The sequence below is a fragment of the Chitinophaga arvensicola genome (assembly GCF_900110835.1).
Classification (GTDB): domain Bacteria; phylum Bacteroidota; class Bacteroidia; order Chitinophagales; family Chitinophagaceae; genus Chitinophaga; species Chitinophaga arvensicola.
Genome location: NZ_FOJG01000001.1, coordinates 3,340,749 through 3,363,514, shown reverse-complemented (window position 1 = coordinate 3,363,514; position 22,766 = coordinate 3,340,749). Strand labels below are relative to the sequence as shown.

General features: G+C 46.3%; 21 protein-coding genes and 1 tRNA gene. 6 read left to right on the top strand and 16 right to left on the bottom strand.

Annotated elements, in window-relative coordinates; genetic code table 11:
* Positions 1 to 12: 12 nt before the first annotated feature.
* Positions 13 to 2,472: a TonB-dependent receptor gene (locus tag BMW79_RS13945; protein ID WP_089895698.1), complete on the bottom strand. Its 2,460-nt coding sequence runs from the start codon at positions 2,470 to 2,472 to the stop codon at positions 13 to 15.
* 59 nt (positions 2,473 to 2,531) lie between these two features.
* Positions 2,532 to 3,314, bottom strand: coding sequence for a hypothetical protein (locus BMW79_RS13940; protein ID WP_089895696.1), 783 nt, complete (start codon positions 3,312 to 3,314; stop codon positions 2,532 to 2,534).
* A gap of 186 nt (positions 3,315 to 3,500) precedes the next feature.
* On the opposite strand from BMW79_RS13940, the gene BMW79_RS13935 reads away from it, so the two are divergent.
* Complete coding sequence (locus tag BMW79_RS13935; RefSeq protein ID WP_177192160.1) at positions 3,501 to 4,031, top strand: sigma-70 family RNA polymerase sigma factor; 531 nt, start codon at positions 3,501 to 3,503, stop codon at positions 4,029 to 4,031.
* A gap of 8 nt (positions 4,032 to 4,039) precedes the next feature.
* On the opposite strand, the gene BMW79_RS13930 is transcribed toward BMW79_RS13935, so the two are convergent.
* From BMW79_RS13930 to BMW79_RS13885, 10 genes are all read right to left on the bottom strand, one after another.
* Positions 4,040 to 4,360, bottom strand: coding sequence for a hypothetical protein (locus tag BMW79_RS13930; protein ID WP_143059153.1), 321 nt, complete (start codon positions 4,358 to 4,360; stop codon positions 4,040 to 4,042).
* 58 nt (positions 4,361 to 4,418) lie between these two features.
* A tRNA-Glu gene (locus tag BMW79_RS13925) sits at positions 4,419 to 4,490 on the bottom strand.
* A 3-nt stretch (positions 4,491 to 4,493) separates the two neighbouring features.
* Complete coding sequence (locus BMW79_RS13920) at positions 4,494 to 5,828, bottom strand: hypothetical protein (RefSeq protein ID WP_218150312.1); 1,335 nt, start codon at positions 5,826 to 5,828, stop codon at positions 4,494 to 4,496.
* Positions 5,829 to 5,974: 146 nt separating this feature from the next.
* A complete protein-coding gene (locus BMW79_RS13915; protein ID WP_089895689.1) occupies positions 5,975 to 6,421 on the bottom strand; it encodes a putative immunity protein in 447 nt (148 codons plus the stop codon).
* Between the two features lie 130 nt (positions 6,422 to 6,551).
* Complete coding sequence (locus BMW79_RS13910) at positions 6,552 to 7,130, bottom strand: YdeI/OmpD-associated family protein (protein WP_177192159.1); 579 nt, start codon at positions 7,128 to 7,130, stop codon at positions 6,552 to 6,554.
* Between the two features lie 5 nt (positions 7,131 to 7,135).
* On the bottom strand, positions 7,136 to 7,522 hold the full coding sequence (locus BMW79_RS13905; protein ID WP_089895686.1) for a DoxX family protein: 387 nt from the start codon (positions 7,520 to 7,522) through the stop codon (positions 7,136 to 7,138).
* 6 nt (positions 7,523 to 7,528) lie between these two features.
* Complete coding sequence (locus BMW79_RS13900) at positions 7,529 to 7,996, bottom strand: SRPBCC family protein (protein ID WP_089895684.1); 468 nt, start codon at positions 7,994 to 7,996, stop codon at positions 7,529 to 7,531.
* A gap of 6 nt (positions 7,997 to 8,002) precedes the next feature.
* Positions 8,003 to 8,326: an ArsR/SmtB family transcription factor gene (locus BMW79_RS13895; RefSeq protein ID WP_089895682.1), complete on the bottom strand. Its 324-nt coding sequence runs from the start codon at positions 8,324 to 8,326 to the stop codon at positions 8,003 to 8,005.
* A gap of 165 nt (positions 8,327 to 8,491) precedes the next feature.
* Positions 8,492 to 8,932, bottom strand: coding sequence for a YqgE/AlgH family protein (locus tag BMW79_RS13890; RefSeq protein WP_089895680.1), 441 nt, complete (start codon positions 8,930 to 8,932; stop codon positions 8,492 to 8,494).
* 24 nt (positions 8,933 to 8,956) lie between these two features.
* Positions 8,957 to 9,943 (bottom strand): ankyrin repeat domain-containing protein, encoded by a 987-nt coding sequence (locus BMW79_RS13885; RefSeq protein ID WP_143059152.1) that lies wholly within the window; start codon positions 9,941 to 9,943, stop codon positions 8,957 to 8,959.
* Positions 9,944 to 10,040: 97 nt separating this feature from the next.
* Here BMW79_RS13885 and BMW79_RS13880 point away from each other — a divergent pair, with 97 nt between their 5' ends.
* On the top strand, positions 10,041 to 10,562 hold the full coding sequence (locus tag BMW79_RS13880) for a class I SAM-dependent methyltransferase (RefSeq protein ID WP_218150311.1): 522 nt from the start codon (positions 10,041 to 10,043) through the stop codon (positions 10,560 to 10,562).
* Between the two features lie 93 nt (positions 10,563 to 10,655).
* The gene (locus BMW79_RS13875) at positions 10,656 to 11,828 is read left to right on the top strand and encodes an acyltransferase family protein (RefSeq protein WP_089895673.1); all 1,173 of its coding nucleotides are present in this window, start codon (positions 10,656 to 10,658) and stop codon (positions 11,826 to 11,828) included.
* Between the two features lie 8 nt (positions 11,829 to 11,836).
* Here BMW79_RS13875 and BMW79_RS13870 read toward each other — a convergent pair whose 3' ends face one another.
* Genes BMW79_RS13870 through BMW79_RS13860 form a run of 3 tightly spaced genes read right to left on the bottom strand, consistent with a single transcriptional unit; the run spans position 11,837 to position 17,055 of the window.
* Complete coding sequence (locus BMW79_RS13870; protein ID WP_089895671.1) at positions 11,837 to 14,878, bottom strand: efflux RND transporter permease subunit; 3,042 nt, start codon at positions 14,876 to 14,878, stop codon at positions 11,837 to 11,839.
* Positions 14,875 to 15,807: an efflux RND transporter periplasmic adaptor subunit gene (locus tag BMW79_RS13865; protein WP_089895669.1), complete on the bottom strand. Its 933-nt coding sequence runs from the start codon at positions 15,805 to 15,807 to the stop codon at positions 14,875 to 14,877. Before BMW79_RS13865 ends, BMW79_RS13870 begins: the two co-directional genes overlap by 4 nt.
* Positions 15,808 to 15,813: 6 nt before the next feature.
* On the bottom strand, positions 15,814 to 17,055 hold the full coding sequence (locus tag BMW79_RS13860; RefSeq protein WP_089895666.1) for a TolC family protein: 1,242 nt from the start codon (positions 17,053 to 17,055) through the stop codon (positions 15,814 to 15,816).
* A gap of 323 nt (positions 17,056 to 17,378) precedes the next feature.
* Here BMW79_RS13860 and BMW79_RS13855 point away from each other — a divergent pair, with 323 nt between their 5' ends.
* The 3 genes from BMW79_RS13855 to BMW79_RS13845 all read left to right on the top strand — a co-directional run bounded on the left by BMW79_RS13855 (position 17,379) and on the right by BMW79_RS13845 (position 21,834).
* The gene (locus BMW79_RS13855; RefSeq protein ID WP_089895664.1) at positions 17,379 to 19,880 is read left to right on the top strand and encodes a TonB-dependent receptor; all 2,502 of its coding nucleotides are present in this window, start codon (positions 17,379 to 17,381) and stop codon (positions 19,878 to 19,880) included.
* Positions 19,881 to 19,900: 20 nt separating this feature from the next.
* Complete coding sequence (locus BMW79_RS13850; protein ID WP_089895661.1) at positions 19,901 to 20,596, top strand: hypothetical protein; 696 nt, start codon at positions 19,901 to 19,903, stop codon at positions 20,594 to 20,596.
* 158 nt (positions 20,597 to 20,754) lie between these two features.
* Entirely contained in the window at positions 20,755 to 21,834 is a 1,080-nt protein-coding gene (locus BMW79_RS13845; protein WP_089896891.1) for an ATP-binding protein, read from the top strand.
* Here BMW79_RS13845 and BMW79_RS13840 read toward each other — a convergent pair.
* Positions 21,800 to 22,543 (bottom strand): LuxR C-terminal-related transcriptional regulator, encoded by a 744-nt coding sequence (locus tag BMW79_RS13840; RefSeq protein WP_089896890.1) that lies wholly within the window; start codon positions 22,541 to 22,543, stop codon positions 21,800 to 21,802. The two genes, BMW79_RS13845 and BMW79_RS13840, sit on opposite strands and share 35 nt — an antisense overlap.
* Positions 22,544 to 22,766 lie beyond the last annotated feature (223 nt).

The window sequence follows — 22,766 nt, the reverse complement described above, 5'->3', positions numbered from 1 at the left end:
ATGAATACTGAACTACATTAATGACACTCTTAATTTTACATAGAACGCACGACCGGGCTTCTGCAAACGGAAGTTGTCGTACACCCTTTCATCTGTAAGATTTCTGGCTTCCATTGATATATTGTATATATCCTGCTTCCAGCTGTAAGCCATAATAAGGCTATGCACGGATTGTCCGGGTACAAAGTTCTTGCTGCCGGGACTTCCCAGTTTAGCCCAGGTGAGATAGTACCAATGCGAATACTGGTACAGGTAATTGAACTGCAAACGGGTACCTTTTCCGATGAGATCCCGTTTACCCAGCATCAGGTTGGCGTTGCCATATACCCATGGCCGGTTTGGCAATTGCTCTTTATAAACAAGGCTGATCTGCGAATTGGTAGCATCGGTGTATTTCCAGTTGTCGATGGCTTTGTCATAGCTTACATTCGCGGAAAGATTCACCATATCCTTATAACCATAGCGGGCTTCTGCTTCAAGCCCGTACAGGACCACCCCTGGTAAGTTGCGGCTCTGGGTCAGATTAGTACCTTCTACTACCTGCGAAATGATATAATCTTTCGAATTCCTGTAAAACACCGATCCATCAAGGTTAATGAAATGGTCTCCGATGAAATGATTATAGTAGGCACCCACGTTATAGTTGTCGCTACGTTCGGGTTTCAAATCCAGGTTAGCCAGTATTCTCTTTCCATCTCCATACATCGCATCCACCTCAGGCAGGTTATATCCTCTTTCAAGAGAGCCTTTCACTCCCCAGTCGGGCGTGATACGGTAACGTAAAGCCAATGAACCGCTGGAATAACCAAAGAAGTTTTTCTCACTATAGATCTCTCCGCTGATCGGTTTGCCATAATCATCAAATTTCCTATTGTCGATGAATGCCTTTGTACCCATGCCATAATACTTGAAAGATGCTACGGAAATGAGTTTTCTATTCAGCCACTGACCCTGCCAGGCAATACCCGCAATATGCTTACCCAATTTATTGGGCAAGCCGGAAAGTTCTCTTTTCTCAGGATTAGTTTCCGCTTCATCATAGATTCTGCGACGGGTGGTGCTAAAAGTATAATTGAAATTGAGGCTATGATTGTTTTCCTTGTCGAGATTATAATTGAAATTAGCCCTGGCCGTATAGCTGTCATCGAAATATTTCGTATATACATGGGGAATGGTATCACCCCCTGAATTAGCTGCCCAGTGGCCGGTCCAGTCGTACCGGTATAACGCCGTATCCCTGTTTACATCTTTATTATTAGCGTAGTTGGCGTACAGGTTAGCATATAATCCGGGAATGATAAAATTATCTTTGCGATACTTAATCGTAGGCATCAGGAACTTGTTTTCCGACCAGAAACCGCCATACACCGAATTAACCGTAGCGCCTAACTGATTCTGTTTTTTATTTTCAGAGTAGGTGAGCCCGATAGTAAACCAATCAGCCCATTTTACTTTTTCATATCCCACCTCTACTTCTCCCATGGCAGAGCGGTAGGTATCATAAAAGCGTCGTGCTTTGTCAATGCTTACCTGGCGGAAAGTACCTGTTTCATCTTTCTTCACCACGTTGAGATTCACATTATAGGTGGAATCACTGTACATCATATAATTATTGTCGGAATAATTATAATAGGTACTGGCTCTCAGTTTCAGTCCATTTTTTTTGTTCCTGACACCGCCGGTAAGTGCCACCTGGTGGGTATTGAAAGACCCGAAGCTATAACTGGCGTCCAGGAATTTACGGGTCTTCTGTTTGGTAATAATATTCACCGCTCCACCCATGGCGTCTGATCCGAGATGTGCGGGCACCACGCCTTTATATACTTCTATCCGGTCGATCAGGTTCACCGGGATATTATTCAGTGTCATCGATTTTCCATACTGATCCATTGGAATATCATCGATGTAGATCTTTGCAGCCAGCCCATTTACCTGGAAGGTAAAATCGGATCCGACACCGCCGGATTCTCTCACCAGTACGCCGGTAGTACGTTTCAGCACCTGGTTGATATCGGAAGATGTGTTACCATATTCATTGACATCTATCACATTCACATTAAAACCGGATTCCTTCAGTTGCTTTACCTTATGCTGATTCACGCTGGCGCCTGCCACAGTTACTTCTCCCAGCTGACGGTTATCTTCTGCGAGACTAAAACCGAGATATATTTTTTGCCCCGTTTTAAGATACACTTCCCTTGTTTGCGGGCGATAGCCTACAGAGGAAACCTGGATGGTTACTTTACCGGTGCGTGGGGTATGAATCTGAAAAGTACCATTAGAATCTGCGATGGCACCGGATGTTTTTTCATTGTCTATTTTAACAGAAGCGCCGATAAGAGGCTCTCCTAGTTTGCTCCTGATGTCACCATAAATAAGATTATCGCCTTTCTGTTTTGCTTCCTGGGCAATAGAAGGACAGGCTACCAGGAGAAGCCATCCTGATAACAGTAATATAAAAATCTGTTTCACTTTTTTTTACGCTTTATGTATGCTTATAACTCCTGAAATGATTCGTGCGACATTTTGATTTAAATAATAATGGTCGTGTGACCTTTTTGCTTACCGTTGATCTTTGCGGCATTCAGCTGGCTGTTGATATTGCTCTCAAATTCCTGCGGAATAAACATGGCTGTTCCTGATACTTTTGAATATAGGTACTTCCGGCTCCCTCCTGTACTATGTTCTGTGATATAGCCCGCCACGTAGGTTGTTTTTTTACGGCACAGAAATTTCACCATCTTGCTATATTTTTCACTGCTGGTTTTCAGGTATACCCATATATCTTCCCCTCGTTGGTTGTTGATAATCAGAGAATTTGTATAGAGTACACAATCCTTCTTATCGGGTGTGGATATAAATCTCAGTGGTCCGTTTGCCGATTCTGACAAAAACACATTCCCCATTTGTTGTTGTGTCTGTAAATGCCTGCTGGTGTTATCAATAATGATATAGGCAGATGCAGCCGGGAGCCTGTACACTTTTTGCCAGACTAAGAAACCAGTGGTAGCAATAACAAGCAGGCAAGCCGCAATGGTGGTGTATTGCTTGAATCGCTGTATCCTGGCCCTTGAATGACCGATAGTATTAGCGTTGATAATATACCACATGCGCGCTCTGGCATCCTCATTATCATCGTGTACCACACCGGTAAAAGCATCCTGCCTCAGCAACCATTCTTCCACCATTTGCTTTTCCATGTCTGTACAATGTCCCTGGTAATACTTTTGAAGCAGGTCTTTGTTTACATCCATCGTATTTCTATTCATCCTATAGTATCCGATGCGGGGCAGATGTCCCGGTGCAGATTTCATTATCTCCCGTTTTTGACATTTCTATGGCGAATGAATAATGGGCGCACATTAATTCCCAAATGCGCAAGTCTTTTTCCCGATTTGAAAAACGCGCCCGGTATTATATAGGTAGTTTTGCGCAGCGTGGAGAGCCCTGTCCGAAAGGCTTTCCTGATTCATCCTTAAAGATAAATTCAATTATGTATTGTGTTTAACGAGGATCCCGTAGCACCATTTACTATTGATGAAGCGTCGTTTAGTGCACTCTATAATCGTTACTGGTATGAGTCATTAAACCTTGCGCGACAATTGATGCAGGATGATTTTGTAGCAGAAGATATTGTGCAGAATATTTTTATTTCGCTTTGGAAGCGCAGGGATACTTTAAAGATTGATCAGCCGGTGGCGCACTATTTAAAACGTGCGGTAAAGTTTGCGGTAGCGGCTTACATAAGAGATAAGACCCGGCAGGACAATATACACTTAACAGCCATGCCTGCATCATTGAATGCTCATGCAGATGCGCCTTTACTTCACAGGGAATTACAGGATAAATTAAGCAATTTTATAGAACAGCTTCCTGATCAGAATCAGCGGGTGTATCATATGCGTTTCCATCATGCGCTTGATAATCCACAGATAGCGAGCATCCTTGGGATCTCAGAGAAAACGGTGAGGAACCAGCTTTCTATGGTAATGAAGCGTATCCGGACTTATCTTGTGAAAGAAGGGTATTAAACAAGCGATTACTTATGAAAACTTACTTCGTCATCCATCGCACCTACATGCAGAATACGCTTGTTTGCGTCTGACAACCATCCCGCATTCAATGCATAGATAATAACCTGGCGGACAATAAACCCGGTTATCACCAATGTTGGTTTTAAATGCGTCATGGTTTGTCCATCTGCTGCAATGCTGGTTCCGGTTACAACAGAGTGATAACCGAAACCACCGGTTAATAAATACTGTTGTTGTTTTAAGGGGATCACTGAAAGATGGAGGCCTTCATCACCACCTTTTACACGCCATGCATACCTGGTGGTTCCAACTGTAATTTTTCTCATCCTTTTTTTGGGTAAGGCCATTTCAAATGATTTAGGTATTGATGCTATCAGTACATTGAAACGGAGGCAGGGCTCGAACCTGCGTCTATCCGGAAGAGTGCCGGAAGTTCTTCCACTGAACTACTCCGTTAATTTAATTTTGTTCCGGCGAAAGCGGCTTTATGTCTTTGCCGGAAAAGTATTTATGCTGTTTCAATATTTTTGCAAGATAAGGATTGGAAATGGCAACACCATGCACCAATTCAGGGGTGGGCCGGAATGGTACTACACCTTGAGGCCTTGGCGCTATCCAACCGGATTTTCCCGTATCCAGTCCGGCGGATTTACAAGCTGCTTCTACCATGGTGCGGTTGCACGCCTCCCTGCCTGAAAACACCTCCCAGGGAAGGGGCAGTTGACTCCATACCAGCAGGTTCGGATCTCCTTTACTTCCCACCATATGATGCCAGGCCGCCACGTCGGCTGCGATGAGGCGCATCACTTTCCCCGGACACATATCTTCCAGCACAAACTCCATTCCCAGGGCGTAAAGCAGGTTTAACCAGCTGTCTCTTGCCTTGTTCCAGGCGCCGGCAGTGTTGTTCCAGGTGGTAGAATCATTACCACGTTTCACCACCATGGAAGTACGGTTAAATTCATTCTGTGTCCATAAGTCTTCCAAAAACGAAGCGACCTGTTGTAACAAGGCGGTCCATTTGCCGAGCAATGCGCCTTGCTGATCGTCTGTTAACTGTTCCAGTACATTGGTTTTAACGTATACCTGGGCTATTGCCCACCAGTTGGTTTGCTTTCCGCCGGCGGCGCAACGTTTAAAAAGCATGTCTGCAATTTCATCATAAGGTCTTTGTTGTCCACTCACGGTGAATTCACTTCGCAGATTACAACGGGCCGTGTAGTAAGCAATAAAACAAGCGCTGTTCACATCTCCCGTAAAATCTTCCCTGGTAATATCTTCCGCAAAACCATGTTTGCCGGTACGCTGGAAAAGACTCTTCTGACGCTCTCTGATCAGGATGCCCAGTTTTGTTTCCAGTCTGCGCAAACAACGGAACAGTTTATTATACCTGCGACGCGAAAGATCCAATCCGGCAGCGGCTCTTTCTTCCCGGTTCAACCGGTCTGTTTTATAATTACTATAGCCCGGGTTTTTATGGATCAGCGGACTAACGCGGGCAATAAATTGCTCCACCACTTCGGGATCATCATAAGCACCTGCTGGCGAATCGTCCAGGCGGAATAACTCCATCGCTTTACTCACCTGCTTTTCAAGACCTGTTACTTTTGCAAAAGCTTCCAGCATGGACGTATACTGCCATACAGTTGCACGCAGGGCTGCCCCCGCTGCCTTTGCCAGTATCTCTCCCTCCTCCTTACTGAGCGTCCCTTGAAGCGCATCCTGCACGAGTGCTGCCACATCTTCGGGTCTTTTCCGTAAGTGAATCGTTTCGTATAGTGCGTTCAGTTTCAAGATGAATAACAATTGAGCGTTATCAGATGTATGTACAAATAGCATCAACTACTGTACGCTACAAAGATGCATACCTATCTGCGCAACCTACCTGCGTAGTTAAATATTTTTTTTCTTGATGGAAAAAAAGGGCATTACTTCAATGGCTACACGTTATCCGGAGTGGGTACCAGGTCTCTCACTCCGGCAGGTACCTTTTGCTCCTGCCACTGTATTTCTTCGGCCACTGATCTGCCCGCAGCCGTTGCTGCTTTCCGTGCATAGGCAGCGGCCCTCAGGCAATGATCGGTCATGTGAGCCGTAGCCACTGCATGACCCACTGCACGGGCTACCAGCACACCAACAGGATCAATCGTTTCATTAGCTACCGCAATTGCAGCCAAGGCCGCATTCCGGGCGTCGCCGACAGAAGCTTTCCCGGTAGCCCATTCCCGCGCGGTTGCCAGTGCGCTGGTTAAACGTTCATCCGGCACACCTTTCCATAATGGTAAAATGTGACTGACACAGTCGTGTGCCCATTGAATAAGTTGAACATGCCGTTCTTTTGTAAGCGGGCCGCCCCGGTGAAGCGCTACAAATCTTTTATCACGCATGACTATTTATTTAAACAGCAAATAGCATCCTCACTGTTCATCTCTCAAAAATAAAAAATGTTATCTGGACAGGATTATTCATTGCGGGCTTCTCAGATAGCGATGTTAACGGGATTAACACCTTACATTACTAGTCATCCAATCCTTTTCCATCAAGAATGTGTTGCAGGTACTTCTCCACTCTCGACTCCCGGGTTTTCGACTGCTTGGCGGCATTAAAATAGAGGAGGTACCCTCTTTGCCGGCCTGGTGTTAACGCCTCAAACGCTTTTTTCAATGCAGGTTTTTTATCTAATTTCTTTTGAAACTCTTCGGGAATGGCATAGTCGACCGTTTTTTTCTTTGGTACTTCCAACCCTGCCTTCTCCACTTCAATGGCTTCATAAACGTAGGATTTCAGCACCGACTCCTGTTCCACAACTTCCCGGAGGTTTGTAAAACGCATCTGGCGGGCGGCCTGCACATTTTCCGTTTGTTGCACCAGGATGCCATTGGCATCACCCAGCAAAGCGCCTTTGAAAAACAGCACCGCACAGTATTCTTTAAAAACGTGCAGTAAAACAATGTTGTTGCCCTGGTACGTATAACAGGGAACACCCCATTTCACTTCTTCCGTCAGCATACAGTCAAGCAGGATCGCTCTCAACGTCTCCGTTTCCTTTTGCCATTTGCCTGCTTTGTCAAAATAAAAATCAGCGTTAGGGTTCATGATTGTCATTTATTAATGTTAGCCAAAATAACTCTCCTGTCTGCCGGTCTGAAATACCAGGATATGATCGTTAAAGCCAATAGCAATAAAGAAGGAAACATTTTATCCGCCGTGCTGGTGGCAACATGTGAAAAGGCGGCGCCTGTCATGGCAAAGAAAAAACCTGCATACGCCCATTCCTTTATCAGTGGGAATCTAGGCACCAGTACGGCGATAGCACCCAATATTTTCCAGACACCAATGATGGTCAGAAAATAAGCGGGGTAACCCAGGTTTGCTGTAAACCCTTCTTCCGGATTTCCGCTGAACAACTGCTGCAGGCCGGTAGAAAACATTCCCAGGGCGAGCCAGGCAGTTGCGATCCAATAGATAATTTTATTTGTCTTTGTCATGATGTGTTATTTTAATTTGCTTACAATATCTTCCAGGCGGTTATGCGCCATATTCAGACCGGGTGCGAATCCCATTTTTACCATCTGGTCTCTCAGCCCAACGGATCTGTATACGATGTGCATATTGAGCTTGCTGGTATCATCTGTGAGCTTTTCAAATTCCAGGAATTCAAGCTGTGCTTCAAAAGGCGCGTTTTCCATCTCAAAAGTCCTCGTAATACGCTGATTGGGAAGAAACTCGTGGATGACACCGTTTGCCTGAAATACCACGTTGCCCTTTGCATCCGATGTCTGAAATTGCCAGCCGCCAAACTTCTTGTTTTCGAGCTTCAATACTTTCGTGCCCATCCACTGCTCCACAATTTCAGGATCTTCATATGCTTTAAAAAGCAACTCCAGCGATAAATCAAACTCCCTGGTGATCGTTAATTCCTGTTTGCCTTCTTCGGCATTCACTTTTGTTTTTCGTTCCATATAGTGTCAGTTTTTAGGTTTGTACTTTTTCATGATGGCTTCTAATTTATTAAAGCGGTCATCCCACATTTCGCGGAATGGTTCTAAGAAATCTGCTACTTCTTTCATTTTTTTTGCATTAATGTGATAATGAATCTCCCTGCCATTCTGCTTTTGCTCCAATAATTCGCATTCGGTAAGAATCTGCAGGTGTTTTGAAACGGTAGGCCTTGCTGTATCAAAATTGGATGCAATGGCACCCGCCGTCATGGATTGTGACGCTACCAACAGCAATATCGCCCGTCTTGTAGGGTCAGCTATTGCCTGAAATACATCTCTTCTTAAATTCATTGTGTAGCCATTTGACTACAAATATAAGTGTAGTTATTTGACTACACAAATTTTTCTTTTAAAAAGTAGAGGGATGTATTAATTCTATAAAAAACAAAAATGCACCACGGATGGTGCATTTGTTTTTTTAAGTGCTTCACAGCAGTATTCTTTTTATTTATCTTACTAAAATAATTCCACTTCCTCCAATATCTCCCAGCTACCCTCTGCTATTTCTTCCTCCAATTCATTCGCATCCCAGCCACAATACCCGATGAATAAGCGGATATCCTTTTCCGTTATGCCCTTATTGTTCATCAGCTCCACCGCCGTCTGAAAATCTCCTCCAAAGTAAACAGGCTCCTTTACCGGTACCCCTCCTGCGATCAACTCCGGCCGCCGGTGTATAAAATAAAGATGCTCCAGGTCTACCGGACCGCCTTCCGACAGCGGAAATGGCGGACTATCACTAAACTCCGCCAATTCATTGAACCTGCGGGGAAAAGGCTTATTGACTACAAATGCCATCGCCCCTTTTTCATTATACTCCGTGATGAACAATATGGTTTTTTCAAAATAAGTATCGTCTAAAAGAGCGGTGCTGCGTATATATATTCCTGCTTTCATCATGTTTTATTTTCTATGCAGATATCAGCATAAAATATTGGGGTTATGGATGTGAGGAATTGGCGTCGAATGCTTCAAATAGAATTCACAGACCTTGTCCACCAGGTAATCATACACATCATCTTCCAGGTAAGGTGAACCGGCTTTCATCAGTTGCTTGGCCGACGACTTTATCTTCGTCTGTGTTTTCTTATCAAAGCCCCCTGTATTTATCAGCGTATCCATTACAAATTTTGCCAGCTGCAAATGACTGTCGAAATAATTAATATTCCCGTTACGCTGTGCTTCATCCCTGAGCTTTTCCAGGGCGCGCAATAACTCCCCCTGTACGGTATCTGCCTGCCCCATGGGAGGCACCATTTGCTGCCATATCTGCTTTGCCACTTCCGGGTAAGTGAGCCTGGTAGGAAAAACAGGTTGCAATACAAGACTGGGCGTATAAACGGGTTCCAGTGCTTCGCATTTTGCCACCAATACTTTTACATCTTCCGGCGAGCGCTCCAGCCAGGCACGGGGCGTAACGCCGAATTTATTCTTGCGGTCCAGATCTGCACCCGCCATCATGATTTTCTCCAGTACACGGAGATGCTGTTGTCGCTCCTCTCCCTCCGTTCTCCATGGAAATGCCTGGATAGCCCAATAGGCCACCGTTCCGCCATTCCTGTCTGCCAGGTTGGGATCTCCTCCAAAATCCATCAACAGTTCCATCTCTCTGACCAGCTTTTCCTGTTGCACTGCCACATGCAATGAATTGTATCCGCTTTTGCAGTTAGTGTTGGGATTAGCACCTTTCTCCAGCACAAACCGGAGTAATAACAACCGGTCTTCCCCCTCATTGAGGCCGTAGGAGGTCAATATACTCATCACTACCGGTGTGTATGATTGATCATCCATGAATGCGTCCACATCGAGTTGCTCCGATGTTATCATGGACATAACTGCCGATGCCGGCCCTTTCGCAATCCCCATGGCAAGTGCCCGTCTGTGTGTTGCTGGTATTAACTTAATCATACTGATAAATATAGTAAGGAATTTGTAAATTAATTCCGTTGATCATTTCCATATTATCTTTACAAAACAACGCCTTCCCGTTTCTCTAAATAAATGAATGATGGATTTAAAAGATGCCATTGCCCTGATAAAACATCCTGCACCAGCCGCAGGCGCCTGGGCCGACCTTGGATGTGGTACCGGATTATTCACATACGCGTTGGCGAACCTGCTACCGGCTGGCAGCGCTATTTATGCGTGGGACAAAGGACGTGAGCAGCTGGCCAACCTCCCTTATCCACAACAGGTTACCATACAACCGGGACGCCTCGATTTTTTGCAGGAAGACTTACCTGTATCCGGGTTAGCTGGCATCCTCATGGCGAATTCCCTTCACTATGTACCCGAAAAGACTGCTTTCATTCACAAAATAACCGGGCATCTCCGGGAAGATGGCGCCATGCTGATTGTAGAGTACGAAACCACCAGGGCCAACCCATGGGTTCCTTACCCGGTGCCATTTTCAACTTTAAAAACATTATTCCTGGAAGCTGGATTTTCATCTGCTGTTAAACTCGGAGAAAGACCTTCCCTGTACGGAGCCGGTCAGATGTATGCTGCCTTGTTCAGAAGAAGTTAACCTGTTACCGCCCTTTAACTTCATTCATTGCGCGAATCCACCAAAGATATTATCTTACCCTTCTTTTTACAGCGATAACAATGCCCGCGTTTTATGACATATTCAACCGTCACCGAAAAAAAACTATCAGGACTGGATCACTTACGGGCATTGGCCATCATCCTGGTACTGTTGTATCATTACCGCATGTTTCAACATCCGCAATGGTTGGATGATGTTATTGGTTTCGGGTGGAGCGGCGTGGACCTCTTTTTTGTACTGAGCGGCTATTTAATATCCTCCCAGTTATTTGTAAACATCGCCGCAGGTAAAGGTATTGCCCTGCCTGAATTTTTTATCAAACGTTTTTTCCGCATCATTCCCGCCTATGTGGTGGTGCTCAGTATTTACTTTCTGTTTCCCGGTTTTCACGAACGGGAGGCTTTACCGCCCCTCTGGAAGTTCCTGACCTTCACACAGAATTTCAATTTTGACCTGAAAAACTTTGGCACCTTTTCTCATGTATGGTCTTTGTGTGTGGAAGAACATTTCTACCTGTTATTCCCCCTCGTGCTGGCAGGACTACTGCGTTTCAACGCATGGAAGAAGGCTGTATGGCTGCTGCCGGCATTGTTTATCTTTGGCGTTGCCATCCGGTTATATTGCTGGTATGCTTTATATGCGCCGGTGGAGGAACAGAACGATTCCTGGGTAACATGGTACCGGCACATCTATTATCCCACCTATACCAGACTGGATGGCTTACTGGCCGGTGTGTCCATCGCGGCGCTATTTGCGTTCCGCCCGGCTGTTAAAGCCTGGTTTGCCCAACGTGGAAATGTGGTATTGTTATTAAGCGCTATCGTTTTAACCGGCGCCTGGTTCTTTTGTGAAGATCAGCATAGTTTTCATGCTTCTATATTTGGCTATCCCCTGGTGGCTGCCGGCTATGGCATCGCTATCATGGCGGCGGTAAGTCCTGGGTGTATACTATACCGGTTCAACAGCCGGATCACTGCTTTAATAGCCAGGTTATCATTCGGGCTTTACCTGTCGCACAAAGGCGTTATACATCTGGCGCAGCCACTACTCGCCAAAACAGGCATCCCGCCGAAGGGAAATCTGATGTTGCTGGCTTGCTTCCTGGTGGCCGGCCTGGGAGCATATGGGCTGAATAAAGCAGTAGAAATGCCGTTTTTGCGGCTACGGCAACGGGTACTGGATCAACGAAAAAAGAAGCGGTATCAGCCGGTGGCTGTATTAGCCGGCGAAACAGAGCAGGCATAGCCCCTCTCCTATGCCGTTGTCTTCTTTTTATACCGCATCCGCATCACGCTGGGCAGCACAATCAGTAATAACGGTAACGCCACTATGAAACCGCCGATCACCGCTATTGCCAATGGCTGATGCAATTGTGCACCGGTGCCGATGTCCAGCGCAATCGGCATCAAGGCGATGATAGCACCAATGGCCGTCATCAGCTTGGGACGCAGGCGGGTGGAAATGGCGTATACGATCGCCTCATCCGCATTACTGGCATGCGCCATCGACTCTTTGAACTGCAGGAAAGTAAAGATGGCATTCTCCCCTATAATACCTACTATCATGATCAGACCGGTGTAACTCCCCACATTCAGCGGTGTATGCGTGAGATACAATGCCAGGTAACTGCCTGCAATACCCAGCACAGCCACCAGCAGGATGATTACCGCATCTATAAAGTCACGGAACAGGAAGAGGATCACGCCAAATACCAGTAAACTGGAGGTAACCAGGATCAATAATAACTCTCTGAAAGATTGCTGCTGATCAGCATAACTTCCACCGTAGGTGATACTGTAACCGGCGGGCAGTCTTACTTCCGCATTTACTTTCTGGCTGATCTCTTTCATAACAGCCCCCAGGTCCCGGTTGTCCAGCCGGGCGGTCACAATTCCCATCGACTGCAGGTTCTCTCTCGATATCTCCGCTTCGCCGGAATTAATCTTTACCGTAGCAAAATCAGTCAGCGGCCGCAGCTTGCCATCTGGCAGGAAGATCTGTAAATGTGCCATATCGGCTACTGTCAGCACCCGGCTGCCAGGATATACCAACCGGATATTTGATAGTTGTTCCTTTTCAAATACAGCGCCTGCAATATTTCCCTCCAGCGCGGTTTGCAGTTGAAATTGCAGATTGGCAGGTGTGATGCCGTATTGAGCCAGCATTTTATTATTGGGCTCCATACTGATAGAAGGTCCTGCTATCACAATCCCGTCAAATACATCTGCGGTACCCGGCACAGCGCTCACCACTGCTGCTACCTGTTTGGACAAAGCCTGTAACGCAGGCTGGTCATTTCCGAAGATTTTGATCTCCACAGGTTGTACGGATGTCATCAGATCTCCCAGCATATCTCCTATCACCTGCCCGAAATCTATACGTAGAGCGGGTTGCGTAGCTTCCACCTTTTGCCGGATCTGGTCTATCACTTCGTTGGTGGTTAACTGATGTCCTTTTTTCAACTGGATCAGGTAATCTCCCCGGTTAGGCTCTGTAATGAAAAAACCCATCTGCGTACCGGTGCGTCTGGAATATGCGGCTACATCGGGTATGCCGGTAATGATCTTCTCTACTTTCTGTAACATCAGGTCTGTTTCTTCCAGTGAAGTACCCGGTGGAGAGCTATAATCCAGCACAATACTTCCTTCATCCATTTCAGGCAGGAAACCGGTTTCCAGGCGTGGTACGATCCATATGATCATCAACACAAGTATCCCCGCAAATACACCGCTTACCCAGGGCCGCGTGATAAACCAGGTCACCCACCGTTGCTTTTTAACATCGTGCCCTGCAGGATGCTTTGCGGCCGCTGTACGTTCCTTACGGGTATTGGTGAGTAACAGGTAAATCACCGGTAGTCCGATCCAGGTGACCAGGAAAGAGCATACCAGGGTGATGATCATGGTATTGGTCATCACTTTAAAATAAGCACCTGCTACGCCGGTCATCAACAGGAAAGGCACAAAAATAACAATGGTGCTCAGCGAGGATCCCAGCATGGCCGGGAACAAATAGTGAATGGCCTTTTGCAGCAATACCGTGGTAGGCTCATCCGGATGTTCTTCATGTGTGCGGTGAATCTGCTCCACTACTACAATAGCATCATCTATGATCAGCCCAATGGCCGCAGCGATGGCCCCCAACGTCATAATATTAAATGTTTGCCCTGTTGCATACAGCACAATCAGGGTGAGCAGCAAGGTAACCGGAATCGTGATCAGGATCGTACTGCTTGCTTTTAAAGAGCGCAGGAAAATAACAGCGACTACAATGGCTAAGAATAGTCCTATCCACAAACTGTCGGTCACGCTTTTGATGGCCTCCTGTACAAAGTCGGCCTGCACGTAGTAGGGGGAAATTTTCACGTCTGCCGGTAAAGTCTTCTGCAGATCGGTGATCCTGGCTTCCATACGATGGGAAAGATCAACCAGGTTGGCATTGGGCTGTTTGATCACGGCAATCAGTATGCCTTCTTTTCCGTTTGCATTCACCTTAATGTATTCCTTCGCTTCCCGGATGGCGACGGCGGCAATATCCGACAGCGTCACTACGCGCTTACCGTTGTTGCTGACTACCAGGTTATCCAGTTTATCTTTGGTATCAACCAGTGCATCCGTTACCGTTAGATACAGCAAACGGTAGTCCGACAGGTAACCATTGGATTTAACGAAGTTCGTTTGCCCCAGTGCAGTGTTAATCATATCCGGGGTAATCCCGAAAGTATTCATCTTCTGCATATCCAGCTGTACCCAGTATTCCTTTGTTTTTCCGCCGATAATACGTATTTCGGAAACACCCGGTACCTGCGACAGGAAAGGCTTGATAGTATAGGTAGCCAGGTATTTGAGGTCTATTGCGGAACGGTTATGGCTTTCCAGCGTATAGCCGCTCACCGGTAGTATGGAAGGATTCATTCTTTCCACGGTAATCTGTACATCCGGCGGCAATACGTTTTTTATTTCCGCGATTTTTGATTCGATACGTTGCTGGCTGATATTGATATCTGCCTGCCAATCCATAAATGCAGATATTTCACAACTGCCCCTGCTGGTAGTACTTCGTATAGTGGCCAGATCAGGCACCTGTTTAATCGCCAGTTCCAACGGACGGGTAACAGTGATCATCATCTTATTGACGGGTTGCTGCCCGGCATCGGCGATGATCTTTATTTTCGGGAAAGTAATTTCCGGGAAAAGGGCCGACTGTATCTTACTATACGCAAACAAGCCGCCAGCCACAATTATCACCAGTAAAACGGTTACCGGGTTCTTATATGCAAGAAAGAAATTTTTCATATCGGCTGTTTGTTTACAATCGTCACCGTTGCGGTATCAGGCAGCCCGTAGTTACCAGATACCAATACCCTGTCCTTTACCGTCAGCAGAGGAGAAAGCACCTCTATTTTATTTCCGGTTTCCATTCCTTTCTGAATAACCTGTTTCACCGCGGTGCTACTATCTGTCATTTTCATGATCCAGTATTCACTTTGTGATTCATCCGACAGCACCGCCGCTTTGGGAACAAACACAGTATTGGGTCTCCTGCTTTTAAGGAGCCGCACTTTGGCGATCAGGTTCTCCGGAATGAGTTGGGTAGTAGCTACCCGGATCACATAATTCTGGGTTTGTGATACCGAATCCACTGTTGGCAGGGGCGCCTCCATGTGTCCATCCAGCTGTTGCCCGTCGGGCAGTAACACGGTCACTTTCCGGTTGGCAGCAATCAGCGGCGTATATTCGTAAGGGATATTCAGTACAAAGGCGAAGCTGTTGTCGTCTGAGATTGTAGCCAGTTGTTCCCCGTCCTGCACATAGCTACCGGCCTGGATGGCCAGCTGTGTAATATAGCCGTTACCGGGAGCTTTAATGGTAATCAGGCCTGTAAAGCGGAAAGAACTATCCAGCCGGTTGATGGTATTACCAAGGTTCTCCGCTTCTTTTGTTTTAAGTGTGAACAGCACCTGTCCACGGGTTACATGCTGCCCGGTCTTTATACCGGATGCCTGCAGATAGCCATTGGCTACTGCTTTCACATATGTTTTCAGCAGGAAGGTAGCGGTAGCATTGAGTTCTACGGAGTCGCTCATCGGTCCCGTTTCAGGAGCGGCGATACTTACAGGAATTCCTGTTGCGGAGGGATCCTTCTCTGAGGCCGAGGGTGCGTTGCTTTGACAGGCAGCGAGGCCGGTCAGCAGTAAGGAGCAGAGCGATGTCAGTAATTTCATGGCTTATCAATTAACACTGTTCCAGTAATTAACCTGGTTAATCAGCTGATATTTATTTATGATATTCTGTGTAATAATATTCTTTGCATCCAGGTAGTTATTGATGGCGATCACATAATCAGCAATCCTCACGTCTCCCTTTACCAGCAGTTGTTTATTGGCCTGCATCAGTCCTTCTGCGTAAGTAAGTTGTTTGCCTGCCCGCTCAATCAGCTGTTGCGCCGATTGCAGCTGTTGCAGCAGTTGCCGGATCTGCTGATGATATTGCCGGGAGAAGAAATCCTGGTAATTCTTCCGGGTATCTTCAGAAATGGCTACTTCATCATGCTGCATTTTACGTTGCCGGCCATCATAGATGGGTATCACCAGGCTAAGGCCTGCACTGATACCCCAGTTTTTATAGGGGTCTACTGCCAGGGTGGAATTAAAACCCCCATCTGTATAGAGATTTATTTTGGGTCGGTACGCCAGATTGATCCCGGCATCGGTGTTCTTTAATTGTAAGCTGTCTATCTGAAATTGCTGATAAAACACGGTATTCTCCAGTGAAGGCAGGTGTTCCATCACCGGTGCCGGATCTGCTATCGGGCTAAAACTGGTGTCAGCAATACCCGACAAATAATTGAGTTGTGCAAAGTCGAGCTGGTATTGTGCCAGGATCTGCCCTGCCAGTAGTTCCTGCCGTTGCATGGTAACGAGAAAGGTGAGGTAATCGACTTGCTTATAGGTTCCTGTCTGCGTCAGCTTCTTCAGTATCATTTCTTCTTCTTTCAATAACGAAAGTACTTCGGTGTTAAAGCTGTACTGTGCCCAGTCGCCATATGCGGTAATATATTGTGCCGAGATATTCTTTTTCAGTTCCTGTTCAGAAATCTTCGCTGTATTAGCCGTGCCCTGGTTCTGGATATGAATACCCTGCAATTGGTTGCCGAGCCATTTTCTGCCATTCAGTTCTTTGGTAGCTGTTACCAGTGCACTTACCTGTCCGCCGTTTGTAATAGCGTTATCATAACCGATTCCATGGATCAGTGGTGCGTAGGTATTGTTGCTGACACCGTTTACCTGTGTACCATAAGCGGCCCTCAGGCGCTGGCTGTCTATCTTAGCTGCCAGCAGCTGGTTTTGATAATCCTTCAGCAGTGGACTGTTCTGTTTGCCCTGTTCCAGGTAATAACTGAGATTTCTTTCCTGGGCGAACACCTGCACGGAAAAGAAAAGTAACAGTATGAAGATATTTGTCTGTTTCATCGCGTCCGTTTTTATGATTGCTGCTGAAGGATTTATTTAACAATTGCAGGTTATATTTACTGCAACAAATGTAAAAGTCAATTCTGTTCAAGTTCTGTAGTCCGTCAAAACCCAATACCAATAAGGCTTTACAAAAAAGCAAACAGCTGCTCAAATTTTTCCCGATTTCATAAATGATTCGCCTGGTGATAGCGTAGTTTTGCGCCTGCTATTATACCGGCATGATATAGCCATCTATAGCCTGCATACAACATCCTGCCAGTTTGTGATACCCCGGAAGCTATCCAGATGCCACTTTAATACTTATTTTAAATCAACGACAGATGATATCCATTTGGAGAAAGGCGGCCTTATGCCTTGTTGTGATATGCTTATTCACTATTCATGCCTTTGCGCAGGTAATGATCAGCGGAACCATTACAGATGAAAAAAACAATCCGTTAAGCAGGGTGAGTATCCGGCTTGGCAAACAGAATACATTCAGTGATTCCAGCGGAAATTATCATTTCTCCGATGTGAGAAAAGGTGAGTACACCATCGTTTTCTCACATGTGGGATTTGAAACTTTTGCAGACAGGATCACATTGGATCCTGCCGCCACAGCAACCAGTGTCAGGAACATTATACTGCTGGCGGTGTCCAAAGAATTACAGGGAGTAGAGGTAACAGGCAGAAAAGAAAAGGGCTACAAAAACTCCGTGACCTTTGCCGGCACCAAAACCGCTACCGACATCAAAGATATTCCGCAGTCGATACAATATGTTACCAAAGAGGTGATGCAGGATCAGGGAGCGGTAAGGATGACTGACATTGTAAAAAACGTGAGTGGGGTGAATCAGCATACCTTCTATGACGATGTCACCATCCGGGGATTCCGCAACCAGGGCGGCGTCGGTAGTAATAGTTCTACGCAGCTGTTTAATGGACTGCGCACCTTTAATGGCTTCTGGCGACAAAGTTTGCTCAATTACCTCGAACGGGTGGAAATTATTAAAGGGCCGGCAGCAGCCCTCTATGGGAATGCGAATCCAGGTGGCACCATCAATAAAGTGACCAAGAAACCATTGGAAGAAGACCGGAAATCAGTGAACCTGCAAATCGGCAGCTGGAGCACCATGCGCCTGAATACCGATTTTACCGGTCCATTGAACAAAGATAAAACGGTATTATACCGGCTGAATCTGGGATACGAAAACGCCAATTCCTTCCGGGACCTGCTGTTTGATAAAAATATTGTTATCGCTCCTTCTATTTCTTATCTGCCTTCGGAAAAAACGAGGATCAACCTGGATGTGGTATACAACAAATCTGACAGCCGCCTCGACAGGGGCCAGTCTATCTTTGGCTCCAGCGATCTCTATTCTACACCCATCTCTCTCAATGTGGCGGATGTCAATGATTTTCTGAAAGAAAAAACTTACCTCGTCACCGCTTCCATGAGTCATCAACTGAGCAGTCATGTTACCTTTAACACCTCTTTCCTGCGTACCGGTTACCGCCAGGATCTGCTGGAACACCGCAGTACTGCCTTTGCGGTAGATAAACAGGGGAAACAGATCCAGGAGCTGGCGCTGAGAAGGGCCTCTATGCGCCACAACGAGCAATTCAGCAACAGCTTTACCGCTTACCTGAATGTAGATGTTAAAACCGGGCCGCTGGCACATACCTTACTGGTGGGTTACGATTACAACGACAGCAAAATTCCGGTGGGCTCTTCTCAGTCGGATGCAGCGGGCTACCGGCTGAAAGATGGTACCGTAACGGCTAAGTATGTGGCAAAAGATTCTGCCAAATATGAGTTTTACGAATACAAAGGCAAGATGATCCCCAAACCGAATGTCACCTCTTACGACCTGACTGCCAACCAGCACCGGCTACTGAACACCAATAGCTACATCTACCAGGATAACAATACCGATGTGGTGGTGCCCTATTTCTCCGAGCAGCACAGTGTTTATGCGCAGGACCAGATCACGTTTAACCGTCTGAAAATATTGATGGGACTGCGTTACAACTACTACATCGACAACCCCGGATATGCTACCCCGGCTGTGACGAAAGTAACGCAGCAGTCGGTGTTGCCACGCATTGGCGCCACTTATGAGCTCACCAGCCACATCAACGCCTACGCCACCTATGCTACCGGCTATAATCCACAATCTGCCTCCAGTCAGAATAAAGTGAGCGGCGGCCCGTTTGATCCGTTGCGGAGTACTTTGCTGGAAGCAGGACTGAAAACGGAATGGTTCCAGAAAAGACTGAGTGCCACCATGTCGGTGTACAGCATCGAACAGCGCAATACCCTGTACAACGCCATGGATCCCGATAATCCGGACCTGCTGGTACAGATAGGCAAAGAAAAGGCAAAAGGTGTGGAGCTGGATGTAGTAGGTAGTATTCTGCCCAATCTTACCCTGATTGTCACCTATGCTTACAATAATGCCACGCTGGAAGGAGCGCAGGGTATGACTGATAGTCTTTACAACCACCAGCAAAAACCAAATGCACCCAAACACCAGGGAAGTATCTGGAGTAAATATGAATTTACACATGGCCCGCTGAAAGGTTTCGGTATCGGCGCCGGTACTTACTATGTGGGCGACCGCACCTTTGGCTTCCAGGGTACCAATAATATCCTTCCGTCAAAAGGGCCGGGTTACCTGCTGGTGAATGCCGCATTGTATTACCGCGTCAATAAATTCCTGTTACAGGCCAATTTCAACAATATCACCAATAAAACGCATTGGGTTGGCGGATATGACAACTCCCGCCTGTATCCGGGAGCGCCCCGGAATTGGCTGACCTCTGTTTCTTATGTTTTTTAACCGGATAAAAATTAAAAGGTATGAAGAAGATAACTTGCCAGCTTTTCCTGATGCTGGTCATCATTACATCGGCCGTAGCACAAACAAAGCGTAATAATGGCGGTAAGATCCTGTATATATTGCGACTGGAATATAAAGACAGGCAGGTAGATGAACTGGTAAAACATCGCCTGGACTCGCTCGGATACGCCGTTACCTTTGCTGATGAAAGCGATTCCCCTTCCCGTGCAGAAGGTTTTGATATGGTACTCATTTCTTCCACCGTCAGCTCACAGCGGTTTGCAGGCAAATATGCCGATGTAAAAGTGCCAGTGATGATGTGGGAAAATGATATCCAGGACGACATGCGCTTTACCGGAAGGTATAAAGGCGTAGACTTCGGCGAGGTAGAAAAAGAGCACTACCTTTGGATGGTAAACGCACCACATCCTTTGTCCGGCGGCGTTCCGGCAGGAATGGCCGTTGCCTATCATAAAGATCAACCGATGGGCTGGGGCAAACCTGGGCTGGGCGCCGCTATTATTGCTACAATGCCGGGCCAGCCGGATAAAGCGGTGATTTATGGCTATGAAAAAGGAGCCACCATGGACTATGATTTCATTGCACCTGCCAGGAGGGTTATGTTCTTCCTGGATAATACCACTTTCCCTTTACTAACGCCAACGGGTATACAACTCTTTGATGCCGCCGTGAAATGGACGATTGGTAAAAACTGATCCACTCCATGTAAAAGAAGCGGGGGCTGTTTCATAAGAAACAGCCCCCGCTTCTTTGAGTTTCTGATAAGATCCCCATCATTTATATATTGAACGCCCATTTTTGTGGGATTTACTATATTTATCTCCGATTTTGCATCTCCTATCCCGCAATGCTCATGAAGAAAACTATTACCCGAGGAAATATGTTCCGACAGCTAAAAGCCGATCTTGGTGGTAAGGATTCTTACCGGGGTGTTACACTCACCTATACCTGGCTGGCCAATCAGTTTGGTCATTTCTCGCTGGGTTTTATTCCGGCTTTCATCACTTATCTGCTCCTGAAGCCGCATATGGAGGAAACGCGTGCGGCCTTAAACGCAGCCTGGATCATCAGTGCTATATGGCTGGTATTTGAAACTATCAATTTTCTCGGCCCGCTGACGTTTGGTAAAAAAGGCGGCATGAAGTCTTATGTATTTCAGCCTGCATGGGGCAATGTGGCTTTTGATACCATAACAGATCTCTTGTTTTTCTGGCTGGGCGCTTTTTTCTGCTCCCTGCTATGCGCACCTACCCTGCTAGCGGAAGAGATAGTAATGATCACCGGCCTGCTGATCCTGTATCCTTCCTATTATTGGTATCTCACAAAAATGTACCTGCAAACACCGGGATACCCGTTTCAGTTCCGGCTCAGTCAGTGGAATACAGAACAAATAGACAGTAGCGATATAGAACTGGTGCGGCGCTTCCTTGATAATAACAGCATGGGTATGCACCTGTTTCTCTTTGGTCCGAAAAGCAGTGGTAAAACCAGTCTGAGCGTAGCCATTGCCACGGAGTTGTCGATCCGGCATTACTCTGCTGTATACACCTCGGCCATGAAGCTTTACTGCATGTTTTTTGAACAGGACGACGATACCAATGCCGGGGTGTTATGGACCTGGCGCAAGGCTTCCATCCTGGTGATCGACGATATTAATCCCGGCGATCCCATTAAAGAAGACCTGATAACGCCAGATCGCTTTCTCAGCTTTGTAGATGGGTCTTCCAGCCATGATATTAACAGAACGGCGCTGAAAGATACCAATGTGATCTGGGTATTGGGTAATGATGACGAAGACCGTAAACTATCGGCAAAGTGGCAGGAAATGCTGTACAGTATAGGTGTGGAAAAAGAAAAAATGCTATCTCTGAACCTGCAGCGATTTGCGCCCAAACCTGCTAAGGCAGGATATGGTTTGCAGTTGCAAAGCTGATCAGGTGCGTCAGGCTTTTTACACCGAAACGTTTGTACAATGGTAAAATCCTTTTTTCAATAGCCGATTGTGACACCCCAAAGGCAGCAGCAATTTCCTTGAAGGAGTAACCTTCTGCCACCATACAAAGGGCATCTTTTTCTTTTTCTGAAATGGCATAGTAGCGGAACAACTGTTTGTTCAGCTCTTCTTCAAATTCGGATTTCTCGGGTCCGTAAGCCGCGTAGCGCATCACGCTGCCGAACTTGATACTTTCATTCCTTTGTGCATGGCCGATGATACAGGTCACCTTCCCGCCTTCGGTGGCAAATACGCCCACTTTCCAGATTAGGGGTACCGGGGTACCATTCTTATGCAGCTTTTTCAGTTCGATGGTGAAGCTATACTGGTGCTCTTCCTCAATGTGCTTACTATGTAAAAACATCAGGGCTTTATCATTCAGTTCATTGGAGAAGGGTGCAAATTCCGGGGCAGTGATGCTCACCAGCGTAAGCATACTCACTTCATGATCTTCGTAGCCGAGTAACGGTTCCCAGCCATCGGCATAAAGCATTTTATTTTCTTTGAAAGAATAGATATAGGTCGCCTCTTCCGCAAACCGGCGGATTGTATTTTTAAAGTGCTTTGCTTCCGGGCTGTTAAGATCAGCCGGAACATTGGTTATAAACCCTTTTGAATAACTGCCAAACGCCAACTTATCAGGATGCATCTTTTTGATGATAAAAATAATAAAGAAATCTGGTAACCTGCGAATTTTCGCAGTTGACTCCGTTAACACTGCTTTATACATTTGCATCTGTAATACAATCCTTTATGGATTTGCAGGAGTAATAGCTGATAGGGCCTTTTATCCGGCGATCCCGTCAAATCTGATACTGGCAGGTGGCAGATACAAAAGATGGGATGTTTACAGTAACCCCGAAAGTTGAGTT